22 protein-coding genes are annotated in these 22,278 nt (G+C 41.5%); 7 read left to right on the forward strand and 15 right to left on the reverse strand.

From position 1 onward, the window contains the following. Positions 1–117 precede the first annotated feature (117 nt). Positions 118–396: a phosphoribosylformylglycinamidine synthase subunit PurS gene (purS, locus tag G1O98_RS11985; protein WP_012412776.1), complete on the reverse strand. Its 279-nt coding sequence runs from the start codon at positions 394–396 to the stop codon at positions 118–120. Between the two features lie 143 nt (positions 397–539). Between purS and G1O98_RS11990 the strand changes: the two genes are divergently transcribed. Further along, positions 540–944, forward strand: coding sequence for a Fur family transcriptional regulator (locus G1O98_RS11990; protein ID WP_163929027.1), 405 nt, complete (start codon positions 540–542; stop codon positions 942–944). Positions 945–1,200: 256 nt separating this feature from the next. Here the strand turns inward: G1O98_RS11990 and G1O98_RS11995 are convergent, their stop codons facing one another. Both G1O98_RS11995 and G1O98_RS12000 read right to left on the reverse strand, forming a co-directional pair. Then, a complete protein-coding gene (locus G1O98_RS11995; protein ID WP_163929028.1) occupies positions 1,201–2,208 on the reverse strand; it encodes an SPFH domain-containing protein in 1,008 nt (335 codons plus the stop codon). 120 nt (positions 2,209–2,328) lie between these two features. Continuing rightward, positions 2,329–2,763, reverse strand: a complete 435-nt coding sequence (locus tag G1O98_RS12000; protein WP_163929029.1) for an NfeD family protein — start codon at positions 2,761–2,763, stop codon at positions 2,329–2,331. 232 nt (positions 2,764–2,995) lie between these two features. On the opposite strand from G1O98_RS12000, the gene G1O98_RS12005 reads away from it, so the two are divergent. Continuing rightward, the gene (locus G1O98_RS12005; protein WP_163929030.1) at positions 2,996–5,032 is read left to right on the forward strand and encodes a protein phosphatase 2C domain-containing protein; all 2,037 of its coding nucleotides are present in this window, start codon (positions 2,996–2,998) and stop codon (positions 5,030–5,032) included. A 247-nt stretch (positions 5,033–5,279) separates the two neighbouring features. Here the strand turns inward: G1O98_RS12005 and G1O98_RS12010 are convergent, their stop codons facing one another. The 7 genes from G1O98_RS12010 to G1O98_RS12040 form a co-directional block, all read right to left on the reverse strand. Then, a complete protein-coding gene (locus G1O98_RS12010; protein WP_163929031.1) occupies positions 5,280–5,993 on the reverse strand; it encodes a rubrerythrin family protein in 714 nt (237 codons plus the stop codon). A gap of 402 nt (positions 5,994–6,395) precedes the next feature. Then, complete coding sequence (locus tag G1O98_RS12015) at positions 6,396–7,136, reverse strand: SDR family oxidoreductase (protein ID WP_163929032.1); 741 nt, start codon at positions 7,134–7,136, stop codon at positions 6,396–6,398. Positions 7,137–7,317: 181 nt separating this feature from the next. Continuing rightward, entirely contained in the window at positions 7,318–8,628 is a 1,311-nt protein-coding gene (locus tag G1O98_RS12020) for an efflux RND transporter periplasmic adaptor subunit (protein ID WP_163929033.1), read from the reverse strand. A 337-nt stretch (positions 8,629–8,965) separates the two neighbouring features. Then, a complete protein-coding gene (locus G1O98_RS12025) occupies positions 8,966–11,062 on the reverse strand; it encodes a family 10 glycosylhydrolase (protein ID WP_163929034.1) in 2,097 nt (698 codons plus the stop codon). 181 nt (positions 11,063–11,243) lie between these two features. Next, positions 11,244–11,816, reverse strand: coding sequence for an HdeD family acid-resistance protein (locus G1O98_RS12030; RefSeq protein ID WP_163929035.1), 573 nt, complete (start codon positions 11,814–11,816; stop codon positions 11,244–11,246). A gap of 104 nt (positions 11,817–11,920) precedes the next feature. After that, positions 11,921–12,472 (reverse strand): alpha/beta hydrolase, encoded by a 552-nt coding sequence (locus tag G1O98_RS12035; RefSeq protein ID WP_163929036.1) that lies wholly within the window; start codon positions 12,470–12,472, stop codon positions 11,921–11,923. Between the two features lie 146 nt (positions 12,473–12,618). Then, positions 12,619–12,810: a hypothetical protein gene (locus tag G1O98_RS12040; protein ID WP_041565802.1), complete on the reverse strand. Its 192-nt coding sequence runs from the start codon at positions 12,808–12,810 to the stop codon at positions 12,619–12,621. 285 nt (positions 12,811–13,095) lie between these two features. On the opposite strand from G1O98_RS12040, the gene G1O98_RS12045 reads away from it, so the two are divergent. Together G1O98_RS12045 and G1O98_RS12050 are read left to right on the forward strand one after the other, a co-directional pair. Continuing rightward, positions 13,096–13,338 (forward strand): DUF2281 domain-containing protein, encoded by a 243-nt coding sequence (locus G1O98_RS12045; RefSeq protein WP_175586646.1) that lies wholly within the window; start codon positions 13,096–13,098, stop codon positions 13,336–13,338. A gap of 90 nt (positions 13,339–13,428) precedes the next feature. Then, on the forward strand, positions 13,429–13,647 hold the full coding sequence (locus tag G1O98_RS12050) for a hypothetical protein (protein ID WP_243458415.1): 219 nt from the start codon (positions 13,429–13,431) through the stop codon (positions 13,645–13,647). Positions 13,648–13,697: 50 nt separating this feature from the next. Here the strand turns inward: G1O98_RS12050 and G1O98_RS39920 are convergent, their stop codons facing one another. Both G1O98_RS39920 and G1O98_RS12065 read right to left on the reverse strand, forming a co-directional pair. After that, positions 13,698–15,935, reverse strand: a complete 2,238-nt coding sequence (locus tag G1O98_RS39920) for a caspase family protein (RefSeq protein WP_243458416.1) — start codon at positions 15,933–15,935, stop codon at positions 13,698–13,700. A gap of 10 nt (positions 15,936–15,945) precedes the next feature. Further along, a complete protein-coding gene (locus G1O98_RS12065) occupies positions 15,946–16,323 on the reverse strand; it encodes a hypothetical protein (RefSeq protein WP_163929037.1) in 378 nt (125 codons plus the stop codon). 1,353 nt (positions 16,324–17,676) lie between these two features. Here G1O98_RS12065 and G1O98_RS12070 point away from each other — a divergent pair. The 3 genes from G1O98_RS12070 to G1O98_RS12080 all read left to right on the forward strand — a co-directional run bounded on the left by G1O98_RS12070 (position 17,677) and on the right by G1O98_RS12080 (position 19,223). After that, entirely contained in the window at positions 17,677–18,120 is a 444-nt protein-coding gene (locus tag G1O98_RS12070) for a pyridoxamine 5'-phosphate oxidase family protein (RefSeq protein ID WP_163929038.1), read from the forward strand. Positions 18,121–18,420: 300 nt separating this feature from the next. Continuing rightward, complete coding sequence (locus G1O98_RS12075; protein ID WP_163929039.1) at positions 18,421–18,624, forward strand: ChaB family protein; 204 nt, start codon at positions 18,421–18,423, stop codon at positions 18,622–18,624. A gap of 65 nt (positions 18,625–18,689) precedes the next feature. After that, complete coding sequence (locus tag G1O98_RS12080; protein WP_163929040.1) at positions 18,690–19,223, forward strand: hypothetical protein; 534 nt, start codon at positions 18,690–18,692, stop codon at positions 19,221–19,223. Here G1O98_RS12080 and G1O98_RS12085 read toward each other — a convergent pair. The 3 genes from G1O98_RS12085 to G1O98_RS12095 form a co-directional block, all read right to left on the reverse strand. Beyond that, a complete protein-coding gene (locus tag G1O98_RS12085) occupies positions 19,220–20,011 on the reverse strand; it encodes a Uma2 family endonuclease (protein ID WP_163929062.1) in 792 nt (263 codons plus the stop codon). The two genes, G1O98_RS12080 and G1O98_RS12085, sit on opposite strands and share 4 nt — an antisense overlap. 64 nt (positions 20,012–20,075) lie before the next feature. After that, positions 20,076–20,951, reverse strand: coding sequence for a GNAT family N-acetyltransferase (locus G1O98_RS12090; RefSeq protein WP_163929041.1), 876 nt, complete (start codon positions 20,949–20,951; stop codon positions 20,076–20,078). A 120-nt stretch (positions 20,952–21,071) separates the two neighbouring features. After that, entirely contained in the window at positions 21,072–21,944 is an 873-nt protein-coding gene (locus tag G1O98_RS12095) for a GNAT family N-acetyltransferase (protein WP_167306189.1), read from the reverse strand. Positions 21,945–22,278 lie beyond the last annotated feature (334 nt).

The raw sequence follows: 22,278 nt of genomic DNA on the forward strand, positions 1-22,278 counted from the left end.
GATGGGGAATGGGGAATGGAGAATTATTGAACAAGTCTTCCCCCTCTGACTTGTCTCTTCTTTATTCCCAATGCTTAATGCCCCATGCCCAATGCCCAATGCCCTATTCCCAATGCCCTAAAAGACTCCCGTTTGGGTTTCGACTTCAATCAACTCAAAGCGGTAATTTTCAATTACGGGATTTGCTAGCATTTGGTCACAAATGCGATCAAGGTCTTGACGAGCTTTCTTTTCCTCAGTCGAGGTGATGGTGAGTTCAATGTACTTGCCAATCCGCACCTGGTCAACGTTATCGTATCCCAGTTGCTGAAGACCGGATTGTACAGCCACACCAGCAGGGTCTAAGACTGAAGGACGAAGTGTCACAAAAATTTTGGCTAGATACTTGGTTTGCACGGCTTTTGCTGAATGCTGCGATCGCTATACTATAACTTTCTGTTCCAACTGAGTGAAAATAAGATTACGAAGCAGTTAAAGTTAATTGATCAATTAGCCCATCTAACAGCTTCAACTACAGTGGCATATTTAAATAATTGTCTATGAGAGCTATACGCACCCGCAGTCAAGAGCGTATTTTCAACCTGCTGAAAACTATCAAAAAAGGCATTTCTGCCCAGGATATTTACGTAGAATTACGTAATACAAATCAGAGTATGGGTTTAGCAACAGTTTACCGTTCTTTAGAAGCCTTAAAACTCGAAGGCATAGTACAAGTACGGAATTTGGCTAATGGTGAAGCCCTCTATAGCCTAGCCCAGCAAGACAAACATCACCTTACCTGCTTGCAATGCGGTGTCTCAATTCCAATTCATCAATGCCCCGTGCATGATTTAGAAGAGCAGTTAGAATCTAGCCATAAGTTTAAAGTTTTTTACCACACCCTAGAGTTTTTTGGGTTGTGCAGCCAATGCCAAGTAAATCAAGCTACTGGGATTGGTCAATAATCATACCAATTCTATGAGAGGAATAAAGCGTATTTTACTTCCATCCTCATTATTGACCTTAGTGGTGCTATTTTGAGGAACGACTTCGATAATGCCGATTTTAGCGAAGTTAACCTCTATGGGGGAATTATCAGTCAGAATAGCTGAAAAAGGTTGTCAGTAGATAATTGTGATTGTCTCGTTCCCAGTCTGAGACTGGAAACGAAGTTTGAAAAGGGTTTTAAACTGAAGTTGACACCAATGCCACTCCTCACTCCTAACCAGGGCGGTTATTTTCTAATCCTGGTATTTGCTTAGAAAACAACTCGTTAGAGTCAACCTGACCATTTGAGATAACGGAACGCATACCTTCAAAAGCAGCAGGAATAGTACGCGGATCTATAAACAATACCTTGCTGCTATCGCTTCTACCAATTGTCGCGCCCATATCGAGATAGCCCAAAGCAAACAGAACTTCCACTGCTTTATTAGCATTGGGATTAGTCTGGAGTTTTTGGGCAATAATGTCTGCTGATTCTGCGATCGCCTGCGCTTTCAAAACTTGCTGCTGACGTTCCGCTTGAGCCTTCAAAATGATCGCCTTTTGTTCAGCTTCCGCTTGCAGAATTGTCGATTTTTGACGAGCTTCCGCATCCAGGAGTTGCGCGTCAGCTTTACCTCTGGCGCTATTGACAGCAGCTTCGCGTTCACCCTCAGAAGTTAAAATTGCTGCGCGTTTGCGTCGTTCTGCCGACATTTGCAATTCCATCGATTCTCGCACTGCCTGAGATGGAATAATATCTCGCAGTTCTACCCGTGTAACTTTCACTCCCCAAGGATCGGTAGCAACGTCCAAATCCCGTAGCAAAAGTTCACTAATGTGAGAACGAGCAGTAAAAGTTTGATCCAACTCCAGTTGCCCCATTTCAGCGCGAATTTGAGTTAGCACCATATTTATCATTGCAGCCTGGAGATTTTCTACCTTGTACCAGGCTTTTTCCATATCCACGATGCGCCAGTAAAACACTGCATCTACCTCAATGCCAACATTGTCGCGGGTGATACACTGTTGTGGAGGAATATCTAAGACTTTTTCGCGGATAGTTTCTTTGTAGACAATTTTATCTATGAAAGGAAAGATCACGTTTAGTCCTGGTTCCAGTTTTTTGTTATAACTACCCAATCTTTCCACCAAAGCTTCATTGCCCTGATTGACGACTTTCACAGATCCCGCGACGGCAGAACCACCAAGGGCTAAAAGTACGAGCAAAAAAAACTGTTCCATTGTGAATCTCCTGATTTTTTAAGTATTAAATGTCAAAGAGAGTAGGAAATGGACGAGATGGGGAAATAAAGAAAATAACCAATGCCCCATTCCCAATTCCCAATTCCCCATTCCCAATAATTAAGAATTCAACAAATTTTCTGGTATCACAATCAAAGTAGTACCCTCTCTCCTAACCACATAAACTCTTTGATGGGGTGCTACAGTAAATTTGTCATCGTCACATCGTGCTTGCCAGGAATTTCCCTCATACAACACCCGCCCTGTTTTACCAGGCAGAATTTCGGTTAAAGTTTCGGCTATGACTGCATCCTGAATTTTCGATTTGCGTCGTCGTGGTTGCAAAAACCGACGAGAAAGCATGATTAGAAATGTGGAAAGTAATAGCCAAACTACAACTTGCAACCATACATTTCCCAAACCCACTCCAGACAGCAGCGCCACCACAAAAGCGCTAATTCCCATCATGAAGGCGACAAACGCCGATGGTAAGAACAGTTCCATGAGACACAAAACTGCTCCCGCCAGAAGCCAGATTAAGGTCAAACTTGGCATAGTGCCATCCTAGACTCTACATTGACGTAAATCCATTTCTACGATTAGATACAGCCAGACGTAAGTTATTTACAGAAAGCAAAACTTGGTCTTTTTACCAATAATTTTGATTACTTTCAGTAACCAGATGTAGCTAGCGGTACACAAATCCAGTCTATTCTAGCCTTCAAGCCATTGCCAGCTAAATGTAATCGAAATTCATGAGTTGATTGGTTTTTAAATTTATACTTTTATGATTTCTACTCAACTGACAATTTATTGTATAAATCCAGGCTGTAATAGCCCCATTAATCCTATTGGAGATCGTGTTTGTGCAAGTTGCCAAACTCCCTTGGTTCACCGTTATCTTTGGGCTACTGGCTCATTGTCTGCTCAAATTACACCAGGCACAAAAGTAGCAGACAGATATGGAGTAATTACTCGCCAGATTTGGCTGGATACTCAACCAGGACTACCACCAGATGTCCCTGAAGAATTACCGAAGGAAGTAATTCCTTATCTACGGTTATATCAAGAACGGTTACATCTGCCCCAAGCTTATGGGTTTGCTAGTGATGGTGAGGAAGATACAACTGATATCTTGTTATTAGAAAATGTGCCGATAGATGACACAGGAAATATCTATCCAACTATTGTTGAGGCTTGGGAGCAAGCAACGGCGGTACGACAAGTTTATTGGCTGTGGCAAATTCTCCAACTTTGGACACCTTTATCAGAATTAGGACTTAGCCGCAGTTTACTGGTAGTAGACAACTTGAGAGTCCAAGGTTGGTGTGTGCGACTGTTGGAACTCTACCAAACATCAGAAGATGAGAAGCTGAGTTTAAAAAATCTGGGGGAGTGTTGGCAGTTTTGGGTAGCTTCTGCAAAGACATCAGTAGCTAAAGGGTTGCAGAACATAGTCCAGGAGATGTGTGAAACGGAAATTGAGTTGGATGATGTTGCTACTCAACTCAATGGTTTATTACTAGCATCTGCGGCAGAATTACCACTAGTTTTTAAAGTGGCAGGCTCTACAGATATTGGGCCGATTATGGCGCAAAATGAAGATGCTTGCTACCCGAATACTTTGAATGACTTAGATGAGCCTTTATTGTCCCACTTGTCAATTGTTTGTGATGGCATTGGTGGGCACGAAGGCGGCGAGGTTGCCAGTAAATTGGCAGTGCAGTCTGTAAAGTTGCAAATTCGCGCCTTACTAGCGGAGGTTACAGAACAAGCTGCACTTGTATCACCAGAGTTATTGCAAGAACAATTAGAAGCAAGCTTACGGGTGGTAAATAATGTGATTTGTGCCCGCAATAACGAACAAAAACGTCAAGGTAAAGAACGTATGGCTACAACCATTGTCATGGCGTTGCAAGTTCCACAACGAGTACAGACAAGTACTGGGTGGCAATCAAATAATACCCATGAACTTTACTTGGCTAATGTTGGCGATAGCCGTGCCTATTGGATTACTCGCAACTATTGTCAGCTACTCACAGTAGATGATGATGTGGCGACGCGAGAAGTCCGCTTTGCCAAAAGTTTGTATCGAAAAGCATTAATAAGAACAGATGCTACTGCCTTAACTCAAGCGTTGGGGACAAGAAATGCAGAATCTTTACGTCTCAAGATTCAGCGATTTATTGTGGAAGAAGATGGCATATTACTACTGTGTTCTGATGGTTTAAGTGATAATAACAGGGTGGAACAATATTGGCAAGATTACGCAATACCCGTGTTAAAAGGCCAGATGACAGTTGAAGATGCTGTCCGCAACTGGATTAACTTGGCAAACGAAAAAAATGGGCGTGATAATACGTCAGTTGTTCTCACTTATTGCCGTGTTTCTCCCGAATATTTAGTACCTGTGACTCCGGCGTTGCCAGAAGAGATTATAGAAGCAGAGATAAAAGAAGAACAAGAGGAATTAGAGGAATTAGAGGAACAACAGGAATTAGAGGAACAACAGGAATTAGAGGAACAACAGGAATTAATTTCCTTCACAGAAAGTTCGCAAACTTTGCTAGATTTGGATCTAGATTTGGATCTAGATTTAGATACTTCAGAGGAATCAGTTACAAGCCCAGAAATTCCACCAACCTTAATTACAAAACCTAATCGGGGTAAACGCTTGGTAATGCTGGGGGGAATTTTTGCGTTGCTTGTAGGGGGTACAAGTTTAGGATTATTTGCTTGGTGGCAAATTAATCCTCAAGGATTCCAGCAAATGTGTCGGCAACTTCCTCAAAAAGTGCAGCAATTGTGTCCACCTGGTAATTAGCTTGCTAATTTGAGAACATTGAAGAAGACTTCAGAAGTCAGAATTAATGAGTCAGAATTAAGATGCTCGTAAGCGTTGCAATATAATCTTTTTCGGTCACAATCCATTCTGTTAGCGGTGGCGGGGAATTTAACCCATTCTGAATCCTGACTCCTGAATTCTGTTGCGATAAATAATCGAAAACGCGAAGTATGCTTAAGACGCTTCGCGTTTATATGCTAAAAAGAGTGCCTAATTAATTGTCGTCCTAAGCTGCAACTTTTTCCTCAAATGGCTTAAAAGTTTTTTTGCTAGCGCCGCAAATTGGACATTTCCAATCATCAGGAATTTCTTCAAAAGGTGTACCAGGTGCAATCCCAGAATCGGGATCGCCAGCAACGGGATCGTAAATCATGCTGCATTGTCTACAAATCCATTTACGAGTTTTAGGATCTTCAGCTGCAACTCTGGTTGCTGTTTGTCCTCCATTTAATACTTCTAGAGCTTCAGCATAGCGATCGGCGTGGTAATTTTCGATGAATTTTAGCAAGCCAAAACGGTGTGCAGCTTCTCGAAATGTGTTGGCATGATCGGTAGATTCTTTAACTTGTTTGAGAAATTCTTCAGCCGCAGGATTGTCGCGATCGCGTTGAGCATCGGCAGCAAACTCTGGATACATTGTAGTATATTCATAAGTCTCGCCTTCAATTGCCAAAGATAAACAGCGAGATATAATTTCCCGCTTTTGTTCATCAGTTAAAGCAGCCGCATTTTCTACCACTAGTTCTGGATGCAGCAACTTAAAATGTGCAAAAGCGTGTTCAGTTTCTTGGTCTGCTGTTTCTTTAAAAAGTTTTGCCAAGTCTGGAAACCCAAGTTGACGCGCTACGTCAGCAAAAAACAAATACTTGCGATTTGCCATCGATTCACCACCGAAGGCAGCTTCTAAGTTTTGAAGTGTAGTAAAGTTGGACAAATCCATAATTTTGGATGACAGGGAAGTGATATTTAGTACGAAAACACAGACTCTACAACCGGATAAACGAGCCGTTCTTTGTATAAGCTAGAAACGGTTTATACAAACTTTTTCAGCCCATATTTAGCAATCCGTTTTGTTAGCTGCTCTTGGACAATTATATTCGAGTAAAAAGCTCGAATGAATCGGAGTAGCAGTCTCATTTTCGCCTACCCTAACAGGACTAGCAATGCCCAGGTTACTAGCTAAGGTTTTGAAACGGAGAATATCGCGTTTATGAGGCAATACGCTTGGGTTAAGGGCTACTGGCAAAAATTTTGGGTTTTTGAGACGCGATAAATCGCCGTCCAGACAAGTGTTTTGGTCTTATCTGAACTGTATTGGTTTATGAGGAGAACTTTAATTATCTCAGGCGATTCCACCGTTTACACGGATGTTTTGCCCAGTAATCCATCTGGCTTCGTCGCTAGCGAGAAACGCTACGACATCGGCGATTTCTTGCACATCTCCCAGTTTGCCAAAAGCAGCCATTTGAGCTAAACGATCTATTTGTTCTTGGGTTTTGCCTTCTCGGAATAGTTCTGTATCGGTAGGGCCAGGAGAAATAACATTAACTGCGATCGCTTTTGCACCCAATTCTTTAGCTAATACCCGCGTGATTTGTTCAACAGCACCCTTAGTTCCGACATAAGCGCTATAAGTTGGCAGCATCATCACCGTAGTTGATGACGAAAAGTTGATAATCCTTCCGCCTTCTGATAGGTGTTGCGCGGCTTGTTGACAAGTAAAAAAAGTACCTTTGACGTTAATAGCAAAAATCGCATCGAAATCTTCTTCACTCACCTGAGTAATTGGTTTATAGAAGGCGATTCCGGCATTGTTGACCAAAATATCGACTTTACCAAAACGCTCAAGTGTTTGCTCAAACAGGCGTTGGATGTCGGGTACTTTGCTAATATCGGCTTGGATAGCGATCGCTTCTACTCCCAACTTTTCAATTTCTGCAACAACTTCCTCTGCTTTGGCTGCATTACCCGCATAGTTGACGACAATAGATGCGCCGTTACCAGCTAATTTTAGTGCGATCGCTCGTCCAATTCCCCGCGATGAACCAGTGATAATTGCAACTTTCCCTGATAAAGATGCCATAGATTAATCTAGTTTTATTTTGCTTCACCAAGGTGATTATCTGCTGTTAAAGTACTGTACTAAGGTTAAATTTTGTCATTTGTCTTTTGTCTTTTGTCATTCGGTTATTAATCTCATGTCCTCCACTTGCCAAATGCTTAGTAGAGACTCGATTAATCGCGTCTCTACCCACTCCCCTTAATTAAGATTCTGGAACGATCGCAGCGCCATCTCTAAGATTGAGCAACCCTGAGATAATAACTTTATCTTCTGGTTGTAATCCTTCAAGAACTTGGTAATTATTACCTTTGATTTCGCCTAGCTTCACGCGCTTTTGTCGAGCTACTTGTTGAGATACACCTTGGGGAGATGTTTCGGTTTCAACTACATACACGAAAGTGTCGCCACCTACACGAGTCATTGCAGTTGTGGGGATTAAAATTCCGGGGCGCTGATTCCAAAACACTCTAGCCCTTACCAATTGATCTGCACGTAGCTGACCGTTAGGATTGTCAAAAAGTGCTTTAATCAGTATCCCTTGTGTTTCGTTATTAGCAGTAGGCGCAATGAAAAATACTCTACTTCTACCCAGCTTTTGACCTTGTGTATTCATTACTTCCACTGGCATTCCCTTACGCAATTGCGGCCCTTGCTGTAGTGGCACAGAGATGTTGACTTCTAAAGGTCGATTTTGCGTGAGATTAACTAATTGTGTGGAAGTATTAACTAAATCACCTACTTTCACAGCCATGTTGCCAACAGTGCCGCTAAAGGGAGCGGTAATTTTGTCAGATTGGATTTGTTGTGTTTGAGTATTTACATTAGCTTGCTGTAAGGTTTTTTCAGCCTGCAATATATTGGCTCTTTGGGCTTGAATCCTGGAATCAATTGCATCAAGACTCGTTTTAGCATTGGCAAGTCGATCGGCAAACTGATTGCGAGTCTGTTGAGACACGGCTCCTTGTTCAGCTAGGATGGAATACTTTTCGTAGGTCTGTTGATACAATTGCACATTCGCAACGTAGGATGCTCGTTGGGCTTCTAGAGATTTGAGTACAGTGCGGGCAGTTTCCAGTTGCAATAAAAATCCTTGAGGCGCAGCATTGTTAGGAGCGATCGCTGCTTGTGATGTACGATCTACTTGGATAATTGCCGCCCCTTCGGCTACTGGATCTCCCGATTTCACAAATATTTGGGTAACTTGGCCCTGAATCCTCGGCTGGAGGATGACTGAGCGCTGGGATTTTAGGCTAGCAATAAAATCTGAACTTTCCTCAATTATGCCGCTTTGTACTGTGGATACTTTGACTCTTACCCCTTGAGGTTGAGCGTTAGTAGTTGAAGGCGCTGAATTTTGCGGAGTGAGCAAACGCCAAACGAGGGCTGTTCCGCCCCCTAACAATAGTAGTGCCGCTAAAAATAACCAAGGCCACCGCCGTTTTCCAGAAGGTGGCTCAAATGAGGTTTGTGGAGCTTTTTCTCCAAAATCAGTTTGAGGCTCAGGGGATGTCATGGCTTATGAGGATAAGGAACAAATTAACTAGAATTCAATCAAAATTTCATCTGTTTATCTTGAAATTACTGATTTAGCATGAGGTTTTGTGGCAAATTATGTGTTACCCCATCCAAATATACAGTTTTGATGATTCTGTCTTAATCTACCGAAAGGTTAATCCGTTCCTTAAAACCTATGCAAATCTCAATTGTTCCTCAAAAAGATAGATATCGCTATGCCTAAACTATGCAGATAGACTTGCACATAAGGGAACTCCAACAAATAAATTCTCGATAGGCACAATTGATGAATTGTGCCTACATCATTTTTTGAGATGTCTAAGCAGCACCTTTGTTCAACTCACTGTAATCACTGTTCCCGCACTCTCATTGGCCAATCTATCCACCGCACATACGGCATAAGTTCCCGCTTGTTGAACGGTAGCGAAGGTTGTGCCAGCAGACAAAATTCGCTGAATTGTCCAAGTATCCCCAGTTTGCCGATAAAGTGTCCAAGAACGAACTGGCTGATTATCTCCAGGCTGCCAACTCAGTTTGCGGTTATTGACTTGTAATCCAATGGGTGGAGGGGGTGGCGTTGTATCTTGCCAAGGCAAAGTTGGTGGTAGCGCAGGTTTGTTATAAAGCAGACTTTGGAATTTATCAGCAATGCCCTGACTATTTTGCGTCAAAACACCGAGATTAAAGAAGATATTGCCCAGCGATAACCGTCCTGCTTGGCTACGACTAATTTTCACCTGCTTTTCAATCTCATCACTCTCTCGACTCTTGTTGCTTGGTTCTGTCAAATTGTTACCAGCGTAAACGTGTCTTTGCTTTGTGTTTACCTGTGTCCACCACTGTAGCAATGCTGAATAACTTTGTTGTGTTTGATCTGTGCGCCAGTAAAGTTGAGGTGCAATATAATCAATCCACCCTTCTTCTAACCATTTTTTCGAGTCGGCATACAACACATTGTAAGCATCTAACCCAGTAATGCCAGCAGGTTGTCCGGGGCGATAAATCCCAAAGGGGCTGATACCAAATTTCACGTCGGGTTTAGCTGCTTTAATTCCCTGCCAGAGACGCTGTACCATTTTGTTAACATTGTCCCGTCGCCAGTCACCAAGGTTGAGTGAACCACCAGCTGCTTGATATGCAGCATAAGTTTTGTTATCGGGGAAAGGTTGCCCCTCGATGGGATATGGATAAAAATAATCATCTAAGTGAATGCCATCAACATCGTAGCGCTTCACTACATCAAGAATTACGTTGTAAGCTCTATCTTGAACTATTTTCAATCCTGGGTCCATCCAGCGTTGAGTTTTCCATAAATAAACGCTTTCTGGATTAGTCGCTGCTATGTGGGGACGTACTGTTTTAGCTGGGTCGGTGGAAGTGCTGGCGCGGTAAGGGTTGAACCAAGCATGGAGTTCAATATTACGCTTGTGACATTCTGCGATCGCAAACGCTAAAGGATCGTAAAATGGTTCTGGTGCTTTTCCCTGAGTTCCTGTAATCCAGGCACTCCAAGGCTCTAATTGCGATTCATATAAAGCGTCTCCCTCCGGCCGCACCTGAAAGATAAGGGCATTGAAGTTTAGCGCTTGTAATTTAGTAATAATCTCAGTGAGTTCAGCTTTCTGTTGAGCAACAGAAAGTCCCGCCTTAGAAGGCCAATCACCATTCCACACAGATACTACCCACGCCCCTCGGAATTCCCGACTATGATTTACCCTAACGCTACCGACAGGTGTGGGTGTCGGTATTGGAGTGGGTGTCGGTATTGGTGTGGGCGTTGGTATTGGTGTCGGTATTGGTGTGGGCGTAGGCGTTAGTGTTGGCGGCTGCACTAAGTAACTAGAGGCAATTTTTTCTGCTTTGCCTAAATACACCAAAGCTTGATAAATAATTACTGCTACATCTGCACGAGTAGCTGCAAGATTGGGATTGAGTAATTTGATATTTGGGAAACTAACCACTAATCCAGCACTAGTGGCAATAGCTACCTGATTTCTCCCATACGCAGGAATCTGAATAGAATCTTGATAAATTTGTGGGAGTGTTGAGAGGAGGTCTGGTTTTATCTTGGTGGCAATTTCTAAGCCCGCTACCAAAGAAATTAAAACTTCCGCCCTAGTAATTCGCTCGGCGGGGCGGAAACTTTTATCAGGAAACCCGCTAATAAATGCTTTTTCGTAAGCTGTTTGAATGGCAGCTGCTGCCCAATAATTTATGGGTACATCCACAAAAGGTACGTATTGCCGCTTCTTAGTAACTGTGCCAAATGCGTTGGCGATGATGGCGGCAAATTCAGCGCGAGTGAGTGAGTTATCGGGACGATATGTGCCATTCGGCGACCCACTGACAATACCACGTTGAGCTAAGGCTGTAATAAATAAGCGTGCCCAATGGTTTTGAATATCCGAGAAGGGAGTAGCAATAGATACCATCGTAGATTGCAGCTAGCTGGCCTTGATTTTGATTTCCTTAGTTAATTTAGCAATTTTCTTGGCGTAGGCGTAGCCCAACCTAGGCATCGCTGCTACAATCTCTTATTAAACTTTCACTACTCAACAAGTTTGGGAATGGGTCATTAGTAATCGTTTTTCCCCATTCCCCATACTCTATCTACTAAGTAGGATTTGCTGCTTGGTCAGGAGGATTTGAGGTAGAACGCGCATTCAATGACAGCATTACGCGTGAAATTCCAGTGAAAATAATGCTGACACCAACTAGTGTGCCAAGAAGCCAGGGCGCATTGAAGGGCCACTGGAACCAAATCATTGCACCTAAGACCAGTGTAATAATGCCATCACCTAGTATCCACGTCCAGTTCTCTTGGGGACGTAACCGGAATGCCAGAATTAACTCGAATGTGCCTTCAGTTACCAAAAAGGTACCAAGCAACAGAGTCAGTGTGAGAATACCTGTAAAAGGATAAACAAACAGCATTATACCCGTTGCGATATAGAGTCCGCTCAATAGAAGTTTCCAAATAAAACCTCCTTCGTGGCGGGTTTGAGTGGCATAAACTAGTTTTGTAAATCCAGCGAAAATCAAAATCACCGCAATCCAAGTCTCGGCGAATAGGGTGGTGAAATTAGGCGCTGCGATCGCAATCACCCCGAAAACACTTAGGAGAACACCACTTATCAGCGCTCCATTAACATCCTTGTTAATATTTCTAGAAACGTCAGTCGTCATATAAACTTTTCCCTAACTCTACAATTACGTTAGGGAATTTCTCAGTCACAGAATAGAACCCTAAGATAGACTCATGGGTATTAAATTTCAGCAGGAACTAGCTATCATAAGAGTTCTGCAAGACTGCTTAGGCGTTCATAAACAGAGATGAGGCGATCGCCTTCAAGTTCAACAGAAGTATTAGGATAATTCTGAATGGCTCCAAGGAGTGTAACTTCACCATTTTGTTGAATAGATGTACTTAAAGCACTTCGCAGCGCTTGCTGATCTAGTTGTCCTGCGGGGGGATGAACTACTTCACCAATTTGGTTAACTAAAATTGGCCCTGCCCAGCTTGACAGTAAGTTATTTAAAAAGGCAGGATCGGCTTTTATTGGTGCTTTCAGTGCTTTACGAGCTACTGCGGGATCTTGTTTGGCTGCCTCTAAATAAGCTTGTAATGTGGGGGTAGTCTTGCCTGTTTCTGTAAACTGACTTAATTCTTGAACAGAAACTTGCCCCTGAAAAGTACCATACTTTAAAACAACTTGCTCGGCGGCATTGGCATTACTAGTTGAGAGGAGAACAAAAGCACTTACGCCTAAAGCTACTGTTTGACTGAGTAACTTAGTAAATTTGCTATTGTTTAATCGATTAAAAATTTGAGAAATCTGCATTTTATCGAACTTCCTAATGGTGTGGAGCGTACATAGTGCTAGAGATACATAATTAGGGGTGTACATCTGTACGCCCCTATAGCCAGTTTATTTGTTGCAAAATCTTTTTTGGAAATGGCGTTATCAACCTTGTTCATTAGAAGAAGCTAATGAGGTAGTATTGACTGATCTTCGTCTATAGTTGGTGCAGGTATACCCAAATGCTTCCTTGCTGATTCTTCAGCTAGCTTTCGGTCTTGCTCGTTCTCGAACTGACTCTCATCTAACAAATGAGGGTTTTTTGCCGCTTCATCTCGGCTTGGTTTATAGCCATTTTTCCACTTATACTTCCAGTCCATAATTTAAAAGGCAGATATACTGCGATTTGATTACCTAGTTCTTCATCGTAGGCGCTTAATGGAACATGACACTCCTACTATAGGTTGAAGAGGCTCATTCTGAGGGTACAAATTTTACATCATCTTAAAGTAAGAATACTCTATAACCTTAATTTTAAAGCAATCAAGAGTTGCGATCGCAAATTTAATAACTATTGTCATCATCTGCGATCGCTATTGGAGTGTCATATAAAATTTTACACTCGCATAATTTGTTTGGTTTTATATTTTAATTCAAAACCCGATATGATAAATATTATTTTAGATATTGCCGAAACACAAAACAAGACAATTATGCTTAAAGAACAGATTACGCAAGAACTAGAGAAATTACCTGAACCTCTGTTACAGGAAATTTTAGATTTTGTTCAGTTTTTGCAAGCCAAGTACCAGAAAGATAAAACTTTAGAAATTACCATTATGAGTGAATCATCACTGCAAAAAGATTGGTTAATACCAGAGGAAGATTCAGCATGGCAGGATTTGTAAAAGGTGATGTTGTTATTGTTCCATTTCCATTTTCAGACTTAACTCAAACAAAACGTAGACCTGCTTTAGTTATTGCTACTCTTCAGGGAGATGATCCTTTGCCAAATTACAAGCCAAGCTGTTGGCGATATTTATGCTATTCAACTAGATAATAGTGATTTTAGTTACGGTCGATTAAATCAATCCAGTAATATCAGACCAAATCGGATTTTTACTGCTGATAAACAAATTGTTTTATATCAAGCAGGTCAAATAAAACTTGAAAAATTAACAGAGGTGATTAATAAAATTATTGAAATTCTACAGTAATCAAGACTGTAGTTATATCGAGTATTTGATTAAGTTGGACTGGTGTCAGCTTATGGAGTAGCTATAGCTGACGGTTGCGTGACGATTGCACATGGATTTGGTACATCTGATTGTAAAACAGAGACTCCAAAGCGTTTTAGTTTGGATAAGTCCATCAATACTATATTAGTTTGAGTTGGTGTACTTTTATTAGCACAGACTCGCATAGACACCAAAAAACTTCCAGAAGCAGGATTTGGATTTGATTTTTTCTCAATAACTTCTAAAAAAGCTCCACGGGGAAGTGATTGGTTGTTTCCCAAAGAGATGTCATTATTGGTTTTAATTACCCAACCAGGAGAAAGATTATCAAGCGATCGCGCTACGGGTGTCGCTTCGGCGGTAGGCTTTTGAGTTGGTGTGGGATTGGGAAGAAATGGAAATAAGCCTGATGGCGATCGCAGTTGCTTCACGAACAATCCTAGAGAACCTGTTGCTACCACAAATATTAGCGGAACTATCAACTGTAGCGGTAATTTAGGAGTTTTGACTGGCTTAGTCTCTGGAATTACCTGAGTTACTCGCTTTGATAAAAACTGAGTTGGTAATTCATCTGCTTTTACCTCTTCTAAAAACTTATCTACATCAATTGAATGTGATTGGTCTACTGGTGGTTCATAAGTATTTGATTGCTGAATTTGAGGTTGATTTGTGTTTCTTTGTCGAATAACTTTTTCTTCAATTTGTGCTACTTCTTCATCCCTAATTTCTAAAACGTGCTGATATCGCCTTAACTCTTCACGAATCTCTTCTGTAAACGGGTACTGATGCTCAATTGCTTGAGTTATTACTTGTTCATACTGCTGCAATTTTTGTTGATAGGCCTCTGCCTCTGCTATGATTCGGGCTGTAATTGGGTGAATATCTTCAGCTTTTAGACCTAAGAGTTGCTGCTGTTGCCACAGTTGATTATGGTTTGCTTGGCTCAAAGGATATTCCTGCTGCACAGCTCTTATAAATGCCTGCTCAAACTGCTGTAACTTTTGTCGATATGCCTCCACCTCTGCTCTAAGGCTATTTTCAATTGCAGCTAAATCCTCATCCTTAAGTTGCCATTCATGCTGCATTTGTTGCAATTGATGGCGAGTAGGTTGACTTAGGGGATACTCTTGTCGCATTGCTTTAGCTAACGACTGCCTGTACAGTTGCAGGTGTTGCTTATATGCTTCAATTCTGGCTTTAACCTGCGCCTCAATTGGCATTGTATCCTCATTCCTCAGCCCCAAAATTTGCTGAAGATTCTGTCGTAGCATATTGAGATCATCTTCACTGAGAGCTACTTGCTGCTGGAGTGCCTCACTAAAGTCCCGCTCATATTGCTGTAACTTTTGTTTAAATTCCTGACGAGCAACTGCTAACATCTCATCTTCAATTGCAGTTGCTTCAATCTCGGATAGTCCCAAGCGGCTTCTGAGGGCATCCAAAGTCTTGCGACCCACAAAAGAAACATCGCCACGGCTACTGTACCGCGCTACTTCTTTGCGATACTTCTGTTTGGGATCACCTTGCGGAACTTTTGTAAGTCGAATCTTAAAGCCTTCTCTACTTGTGTAGATTTCTGGCCTCATCGTCGGCTGTATTTCTCTAACTTTTCTGCTGGCATACTCATGCAGCTCGTCAATTGAGACAACCCCATCTTCATCTAGGTCTGCCGCCCCAGTTGTAATTCCTTCAATCAAATAACGAGTATAAATTGAGAGGTCTGACCCCTGCTGCTCAAAGGAATATTGAGTTGAACTGGATGAAGTGAGAACAGCCCGCCCCTCTCCTCCTAATTGCTCACGGATATTTACATTGCCGTCATCTTTGGCTGATAAACCCTCAGCAAAAGCACCACTAAAGCAACTATCCAAAATGACAACTTGCCGTTTAGAACGGCTGCGGCTCATGCTTTCATGGACAACACTGGCTGCTACTGCCGATGAGCGAATTAAATCACCTCTGGGAGTTTTGCGTGTGGTGCGGGTTGCTAAAAACAGTCTGCCAGTGTCATCCTTAATCCCATGACCAGAGAAAAAGAGAACTAACAGATCATCTTTTTGACGATGGGCAAATAGATTTTCGATAGCTTCCTCCATATCTTGGCGCTGGGGATTTTTTAGCACCATAATATCTGTCTCAGTAAAGCCACCCATTTCTGGGTGTAACAGCACTTGCTGCATCGCCTCAACATCTTTTACAGCACCAGGTAGTGGGTTTAACCCAGGCTCATACTCACTCACCCCAATCAGCAACGCTACCTTAACCATTTGAGATTCTCTATCCTGCTACAAATTTCTGTGCTGCCTCAATTGCTGCTTCTAACTCTTGCCGACTACTGGCTTTGACTTTGAGTTTCTTGCCATTAGACTCGATTTCTAGTTCAATAGTTTTGTTACCAAGGCGATCGCCTAAAAATCCCATCAGTGCTTTAATATTCTTGGCATTCACCTGCGTTGTTAGCCAACCCACAGCTAGCCCTGTAAGTGACTTGCTTCCTTCCGGTGCTTCTGCTTCACGGTAAAGACTAGCATCTTCCACTTCATCCAGTTCCAGCATCTGTTGCAATAGTCTCTGCGTTTGGTCTTGCAGTTCATCGTCATCTAAACCAGGCTCTTGCAAGGCGATAGTAATCTGGACGTTGGATGTACTCGCCATTCTCAACCTCTAATTGTGGTTAATGCTTAAATTATCATAAGTATCTTATACAATCCAACTAGTAATAATTCCGGTCTGGATTATCGTAAATACAAATTTTGCCAAAATGCATAGCGTGCGATGAATAAGAAGAGTACTGCAAAGTAAAAATATATACTATTTTTTGACCACAGCTAGCTAGGTTAGATTTTTATTTCCTTTGTTAATTTTGCAATACGAGAGCGATCGCTATTGCTGTGTCATATAAAATTCCAGACTTGCAGAATTTGTTTAGTTTTATATTTTCATTCAAAAACCGATGTACCCTTCTCTACGGGACGCAAGCTATGGACAACCGTAATTTTTAATCCTTACGTATATTTGCTAATTACTTTATCAAAAAGGCTAATTGCTTTATCAAAAAGCTTGTTTACTTTCTCAAAATACTTAAATGCTTTCTCAAAAGAAGCTTTTGCTTTCTCAAACCCCAGTTTGCTTAATCATTTTGGTGTTTTCCGCAAGTAAAAGAAGCTTTTGCTTTCTCAAACTCCAGTTTGCTTAATCATTTTGGTGTTTTCCGCAAGTAAAAGAAGCTTTTGCTTTCTCAAACCCCAGTTTGCTTAATCATTTTAGTGTTTTCCGCAAGTAAAAGAAGCTCTTGCTTTCTAGTAAGTAATACCATTTACAAAAATTTTTCTACTAAATGAATCGGCTGTAAGAGCGTACAACTGTCATTGGTGTCAACTTAACGTGAAAGCCTTTTCAAATCTCGTTTCCAGCCAGAGAGTAGTAAGGGACTTCCAAAAAAAAATACTTAACTACTTCTTGTGGGGTGGGGTGGGCGACGCGAGCGCCCGTAGCTAAAGGCAGACAAGATATCCACTCCACAAGATTGGATAATTTCTTCGTTAGAAGTCCCTAATGCTGCTACTTGATCTGCTGCCGCCAGTAAGTGAAGCGAAGCCTAGTACGCTACGGCGCAAATAGAGAAACTATTTAAAATCTCTAAAAAGCTGATTCCATAATACTTTTGACTTTTGACTTTTGACTTCCGACTTGCGATACTAGCCTGTTGACTTTGTACCTTTTTATGGGCTAAAAATTCATGCAAAATTTATAAGATTTATGTCTAAAGAAATAAGCGCACAATTCATATTTATATCTCCAAAAGCTATATATGTACATAATAATCACTATCAACCAATCTCTCTAAAGATATAACTAAAAAAGCTAATTTTAGGATAACTCCATCTGTAGGCTCACGCAATTTCAACAAAAAACGTTAATACTGGAAAGTAACTTTACCAGCACGAAACCTGATTGTAATCAAAAATTACAGTCTAGGAAAAGCAAATAGAGAAAATAGTACAAACAATGGCAATTTCTACAGACCGCACTCAAGAGATTCAAAAGCTGCATGAACTAATCAAAAATATTGATTATGGTATGTTTACCACAGTCGATGATGATGGAAGTTTGCATAGTTACCCCATGTCAAAAAGTGGTCAGATTAACTCTGAAGCCACACTCTGGTTCTTTACTTATGCTGGTTCCCATAAGGTTACTGAGATTGAACACCATGAGCAGGTCAATGTTAGTTTCTCGTCACCCGAACAGCAGCGATACGTTTCTATCTCAGGTACATCACAACTCGTAAAAGACCGCAATAAGATGCGAGAGTTATGGAAGCCAGAACTTCAAACCTGGTTTCCTAAAGGATTGGACGAACCCGATATTGCTTTACTCAAGGTGAATATTAACCAGGTCAATTATTGGGATAGTACATCGAGTTTTAAGCCACAAACAATTAGTTTTTAACATCATCACGAATTTAAATAATTTGTAGTTAATAATTACGAATTATTTAAAGTCGTGTAATTGTTGGACGAAATTGGCAAAGACTAAATATTTTAAATTACGAAAAATATAATGACAGATAAAAATAATGATGAATCCGTGCAAAACCATCTGTCTTTAGAGGTAAAGCGGCGGCATTTTTTAAAAGGTACATCATAGCCCCCTCCTAGCTTGCTCTTAGGGGGTTTGGGTTCTTGTACCTTACAAGGGCGGAGAACCGCTATATTTAACATTACTCCATCAAGTAAGGAAAAGAAGTTTATGCCTTACCAAGAGATTGCAGACTTACCTGATTCAGTCAAAACTCACTTACCCAAGCACGCCCAAGAAATTTTTCGGGCTGCATTTAACAATGCTCAAGAAGAATATGATGAAGAGGAGCGTGCCTTTCGTGTTGCTTGGAGTGCTGTGAAACGCGATTACGAAAAAGGCAGTGATGGGCAATGGCATAAAAAGCCAGAATAGCTCGATTCGTATTAAGCAGTTTTATTAATTTTGCACAAAAAATCTTTGTTAAAAAGGAAATCCTTATGAATTACCTTGTTGCAGTTTTACCAGATCGAATACAAGTAGAAGCCGCTTACTCTGCTCTGGAAGAAGCAGGCTTGCCAACTTCACAAGTTAATATTTTAGGCGATGGTTATTTAAGTGCTGATGAATTTGGAATGATTGATCCCGACAAGCAAGCCCGCAAGCAATCAACTCAGCTCTTTTGGTGGCTTGTACCCTTTGGATTTGTTGCAGGTTATGCCTTTAACTATCTCACACAAATTGAAATATTTCCCCAGTTTGCTCGATTTGGCAATGAATTTCTTGCTGGTATATTAGGAGCGATAGCCGGCGCTTTGGGGGCTGGTTTAATCGGTCGAGGAACTGGCATAACAGTTGGGAGTGGCGATGCTTTACCCTATCGTAACCGTCTGAATGCTGGTAAATACCTAATTGTAGTTACCGGAAATGAGGATTTAACACGCGAAGCTACGCGTGTACTGCGTCAATTTGAACCAGAGAATATTCAAGGCTATACAGACTATTCACAAAAGAGCAAACTTGTGAGGAATTAAGTATCTACATCGGGTTCAACGCCGAGCGAGCGTAGTTGTGCAATCAACCGTTCAGCCCGTTGTCTTTCTTGTTCAGCTCGTTGTCTTTCTTGTTCAGCTCGTTGTCTCTCTTGTTCAGCTCGTTGGCTTTCTTGTTCTGTAGAAGTCAATACCCAGTTGAGAGTCCCATCATACCAACGTAACCAGGGCTGTTCTACATTTTGATAGTATCCCCGCCACACGCCCAAGCCTAATTCTAATTCCGGTATCCAAAAACGTGAATCCGACAATGCTATCTCAGCATAACGACCTCCATCTAATTTAAATACCCTAAACTCATATTTGTACCGATCAAATACTACATAATAAGGAACACGTAGAATCCGTTCATATACTTCCCATTTTCCTGGTGGTTGCTTGATATCCCGCAATATCTGTCCCAAGTCTTCCTTTTCAGTACCTGGAGACAGCAATTCAACCACAATAAAAGGATGAACTCCCTCTTGCCAAACAACATAACTTAAACGTAAATCTCGTTGTTCGTAGAGACGAGAAACACCTAAAACAGCAAACCAATCTGGTCGCTTATGCCACAGTGGATGGCGCGGATCGTAATAAAGATTCAGATCGCTAGCAACAAATATCTCATCACTAGGATAATTCTGTGGACGAAAGGTTTCGTCTAACAGACGAGGTTGCAATAAATGAAACTGATCGGGCAAACCAGGCTCCTCTGGATCTTCACTAGGAAGATCGTACATGGTCGGCAATACATCTTTTGGCGATCGCGGCGGGTCAGTTTGATACATCATAAAGCAGTCGTAATGATGAAACTCTCAGTTCTATTATGATTCAATTGTTTTTTTGAGTAACTTAACACCTTGCAGAACGAGGCAGCATAAATTTCTCACCTTCTGCTGCGAATTTACCACGAACCATCAGCACAGTTTCGTCAAACGTATGAGGGAATGATTCCACATCTTTAACATCTAAAAGTTCTGGACTAAAGTAAATCACTACTTCTTCAATGGGTTGAGATATCTTAGCAAGAATATTCTTCAAAGAGCATATCTGCGGTGCTACAAGATCAAAAAGATGAAGTCGGGTATCTTCTATCTCCATGCAGGCGATTAAATCTAAATCTTCTGCATAGTATAAAGTACGACTTCCTTCATTGACACAGAACACAGGTTTTTCCTTGACTACGCCAACTATGTTAGAGACAGGGGCGCGTGTTTCTAAAAGTCTGTGTAGCAATGTGTAATCTTTGGTATCTGTAAAATCCAGTGTTCTGAAGCCATCAGTGCTAGCTGTAGAGTCACATTTAACTTTGAAAATATGTTCTTCGATTACACGAAAGCCAAAAGGTAAGTAAAATTCTGGCTGTGGTGTTGTTAGTACCAAAGTTTCGTAAATGCGATCGCAATATCCTAGCACTTCCTCCATCACTTCCCGGTAATACCCTCTCCGGCGAAATTCTGCACGGGTAGCTACTCCATGAACTCCTCCCACAGTGAGCTTTTCTCCCATAATTTGCATGGGAATTTCTAACACTCCCACATGAGTAATAGCTATATCATCATGAAAGCGAATAAACGGAGTTGAAGCTGTTTCCCAGGATGCTCCTAGTTTTCTTGCACATTCTGCTAAACTCGTGAGTCCAGGAAATGTGACTTCCATCAAGTCAAAAAGCTTATCGCTAATGCTGGGTTCAGCAGAGAATGACTGTTTGAAACGATACTGGCTCATAGTTCAAGTATTACGATCAATTCGGTAAAGACTACAAAATCAATTCCAGCAAATCCAGAAAAAGGGAAATATAAATGGATCGCAAGGGCGTAATATCTCCAAGGTTTAACCCAATATTTCTTAAGCCTGAGTCTCTTCAAATAGGACTAAGCCATACTTCTCGCCAGTAGGCAAAAAGCCAATTTGTTGATAAACTGCTTGGGCTGCTTGGTTACTATGACTTGTAAATAGGATGGCACGTTTTACTAAGAGCGATCGCGCTTCTAACAACGAGCCTGCTACCACACTTTTGGCATAGCCTTTCCCCCGCAACGCTGGCGGTGTCCACACTCCACCAATTTGCACAATATCAGGTAGACTGGCATTGAAAGCAGAGTAAGAAACTAGAGTATCTCCTGCTACCAAAACCCAATGCATACCCATATCTTGATGTGCTTCAATTATGCGATCGCAAGCAAGTCTTAAACTTGGAGTATCGGTTTTTCCTAAAGCTTCCACGTTATAAGCAACGCACCATTCGCTAAGTAATTCCAATTCTTCTGGATGTGGCAAACGACACTGCACTTTTGCCGATGCTAAAGCTTCAGGTATTTGTAAGTCTTGTAGTGCTAGAGAAAACAATATCTCATGTTCATCAAGCTGAGTTGGTGTGTTGCTAAGTCCCAAAATGCTTTTTGTCGCTTCAACTTGTGCTGCTGGGCCACTAATTCCAGAAATAGCACGTCCAGATTGTGCCACAACTGCTTGCACCACCTCTGGCAAATATACAGGTGCTTGGACTATTATCATCCCATTCCAAAAATGGGCTGCAACTGCCACTATACTTTCATCTAAGTAGGCTGCTACGTAAGTTCCTTGAAATCTTGCACCTTCATCAAGCAGTCCCGCAGTTCGCCAATTAGAGCGCAAAAACATAGAAGTATCAGCGTGTTGCAAGAGAAATGCTTCTAGCGATACTTCATCTCCAGGTTGCAGAGTTCTCAAAATAGCCACAAAAAACTCCTGAATATCCAATTCAGTTTACAGAATAAGCGGTTTCGGCAATAGTAGTAATGCCCTTGTGAAGTTTGTTCTAACTCTGACAATTCAGGTCATCTCTAAAAGTTTACGAAAAATCTAACCCCCTTCCCAACACAGAAAGGGGAAAATTCAAAGTCTCTCTCCTAAAAGGAGAGAGATTTAGAGAGAGGTTTTCTAGATACTGTAAAAAGCCAGGTTCTAGTTATACAGCAGATTGTAGCTTGGTGAGGCACAGATAATCGTAGGGGCAATTCATGAATCATTGGTGTCAACTTAAGCTCAAACACTCAATTTACCGGAGTTTTAG

Origin of the sequence: Nostoc sp. UIC 10630 (assembly GCF_010747425.1) — a bacterium.
GTDB lineage: Bacteria > Cyanobacteriota > Cyanobacteriia > Cyanobacteriales > Nostocaceae > Nostoc.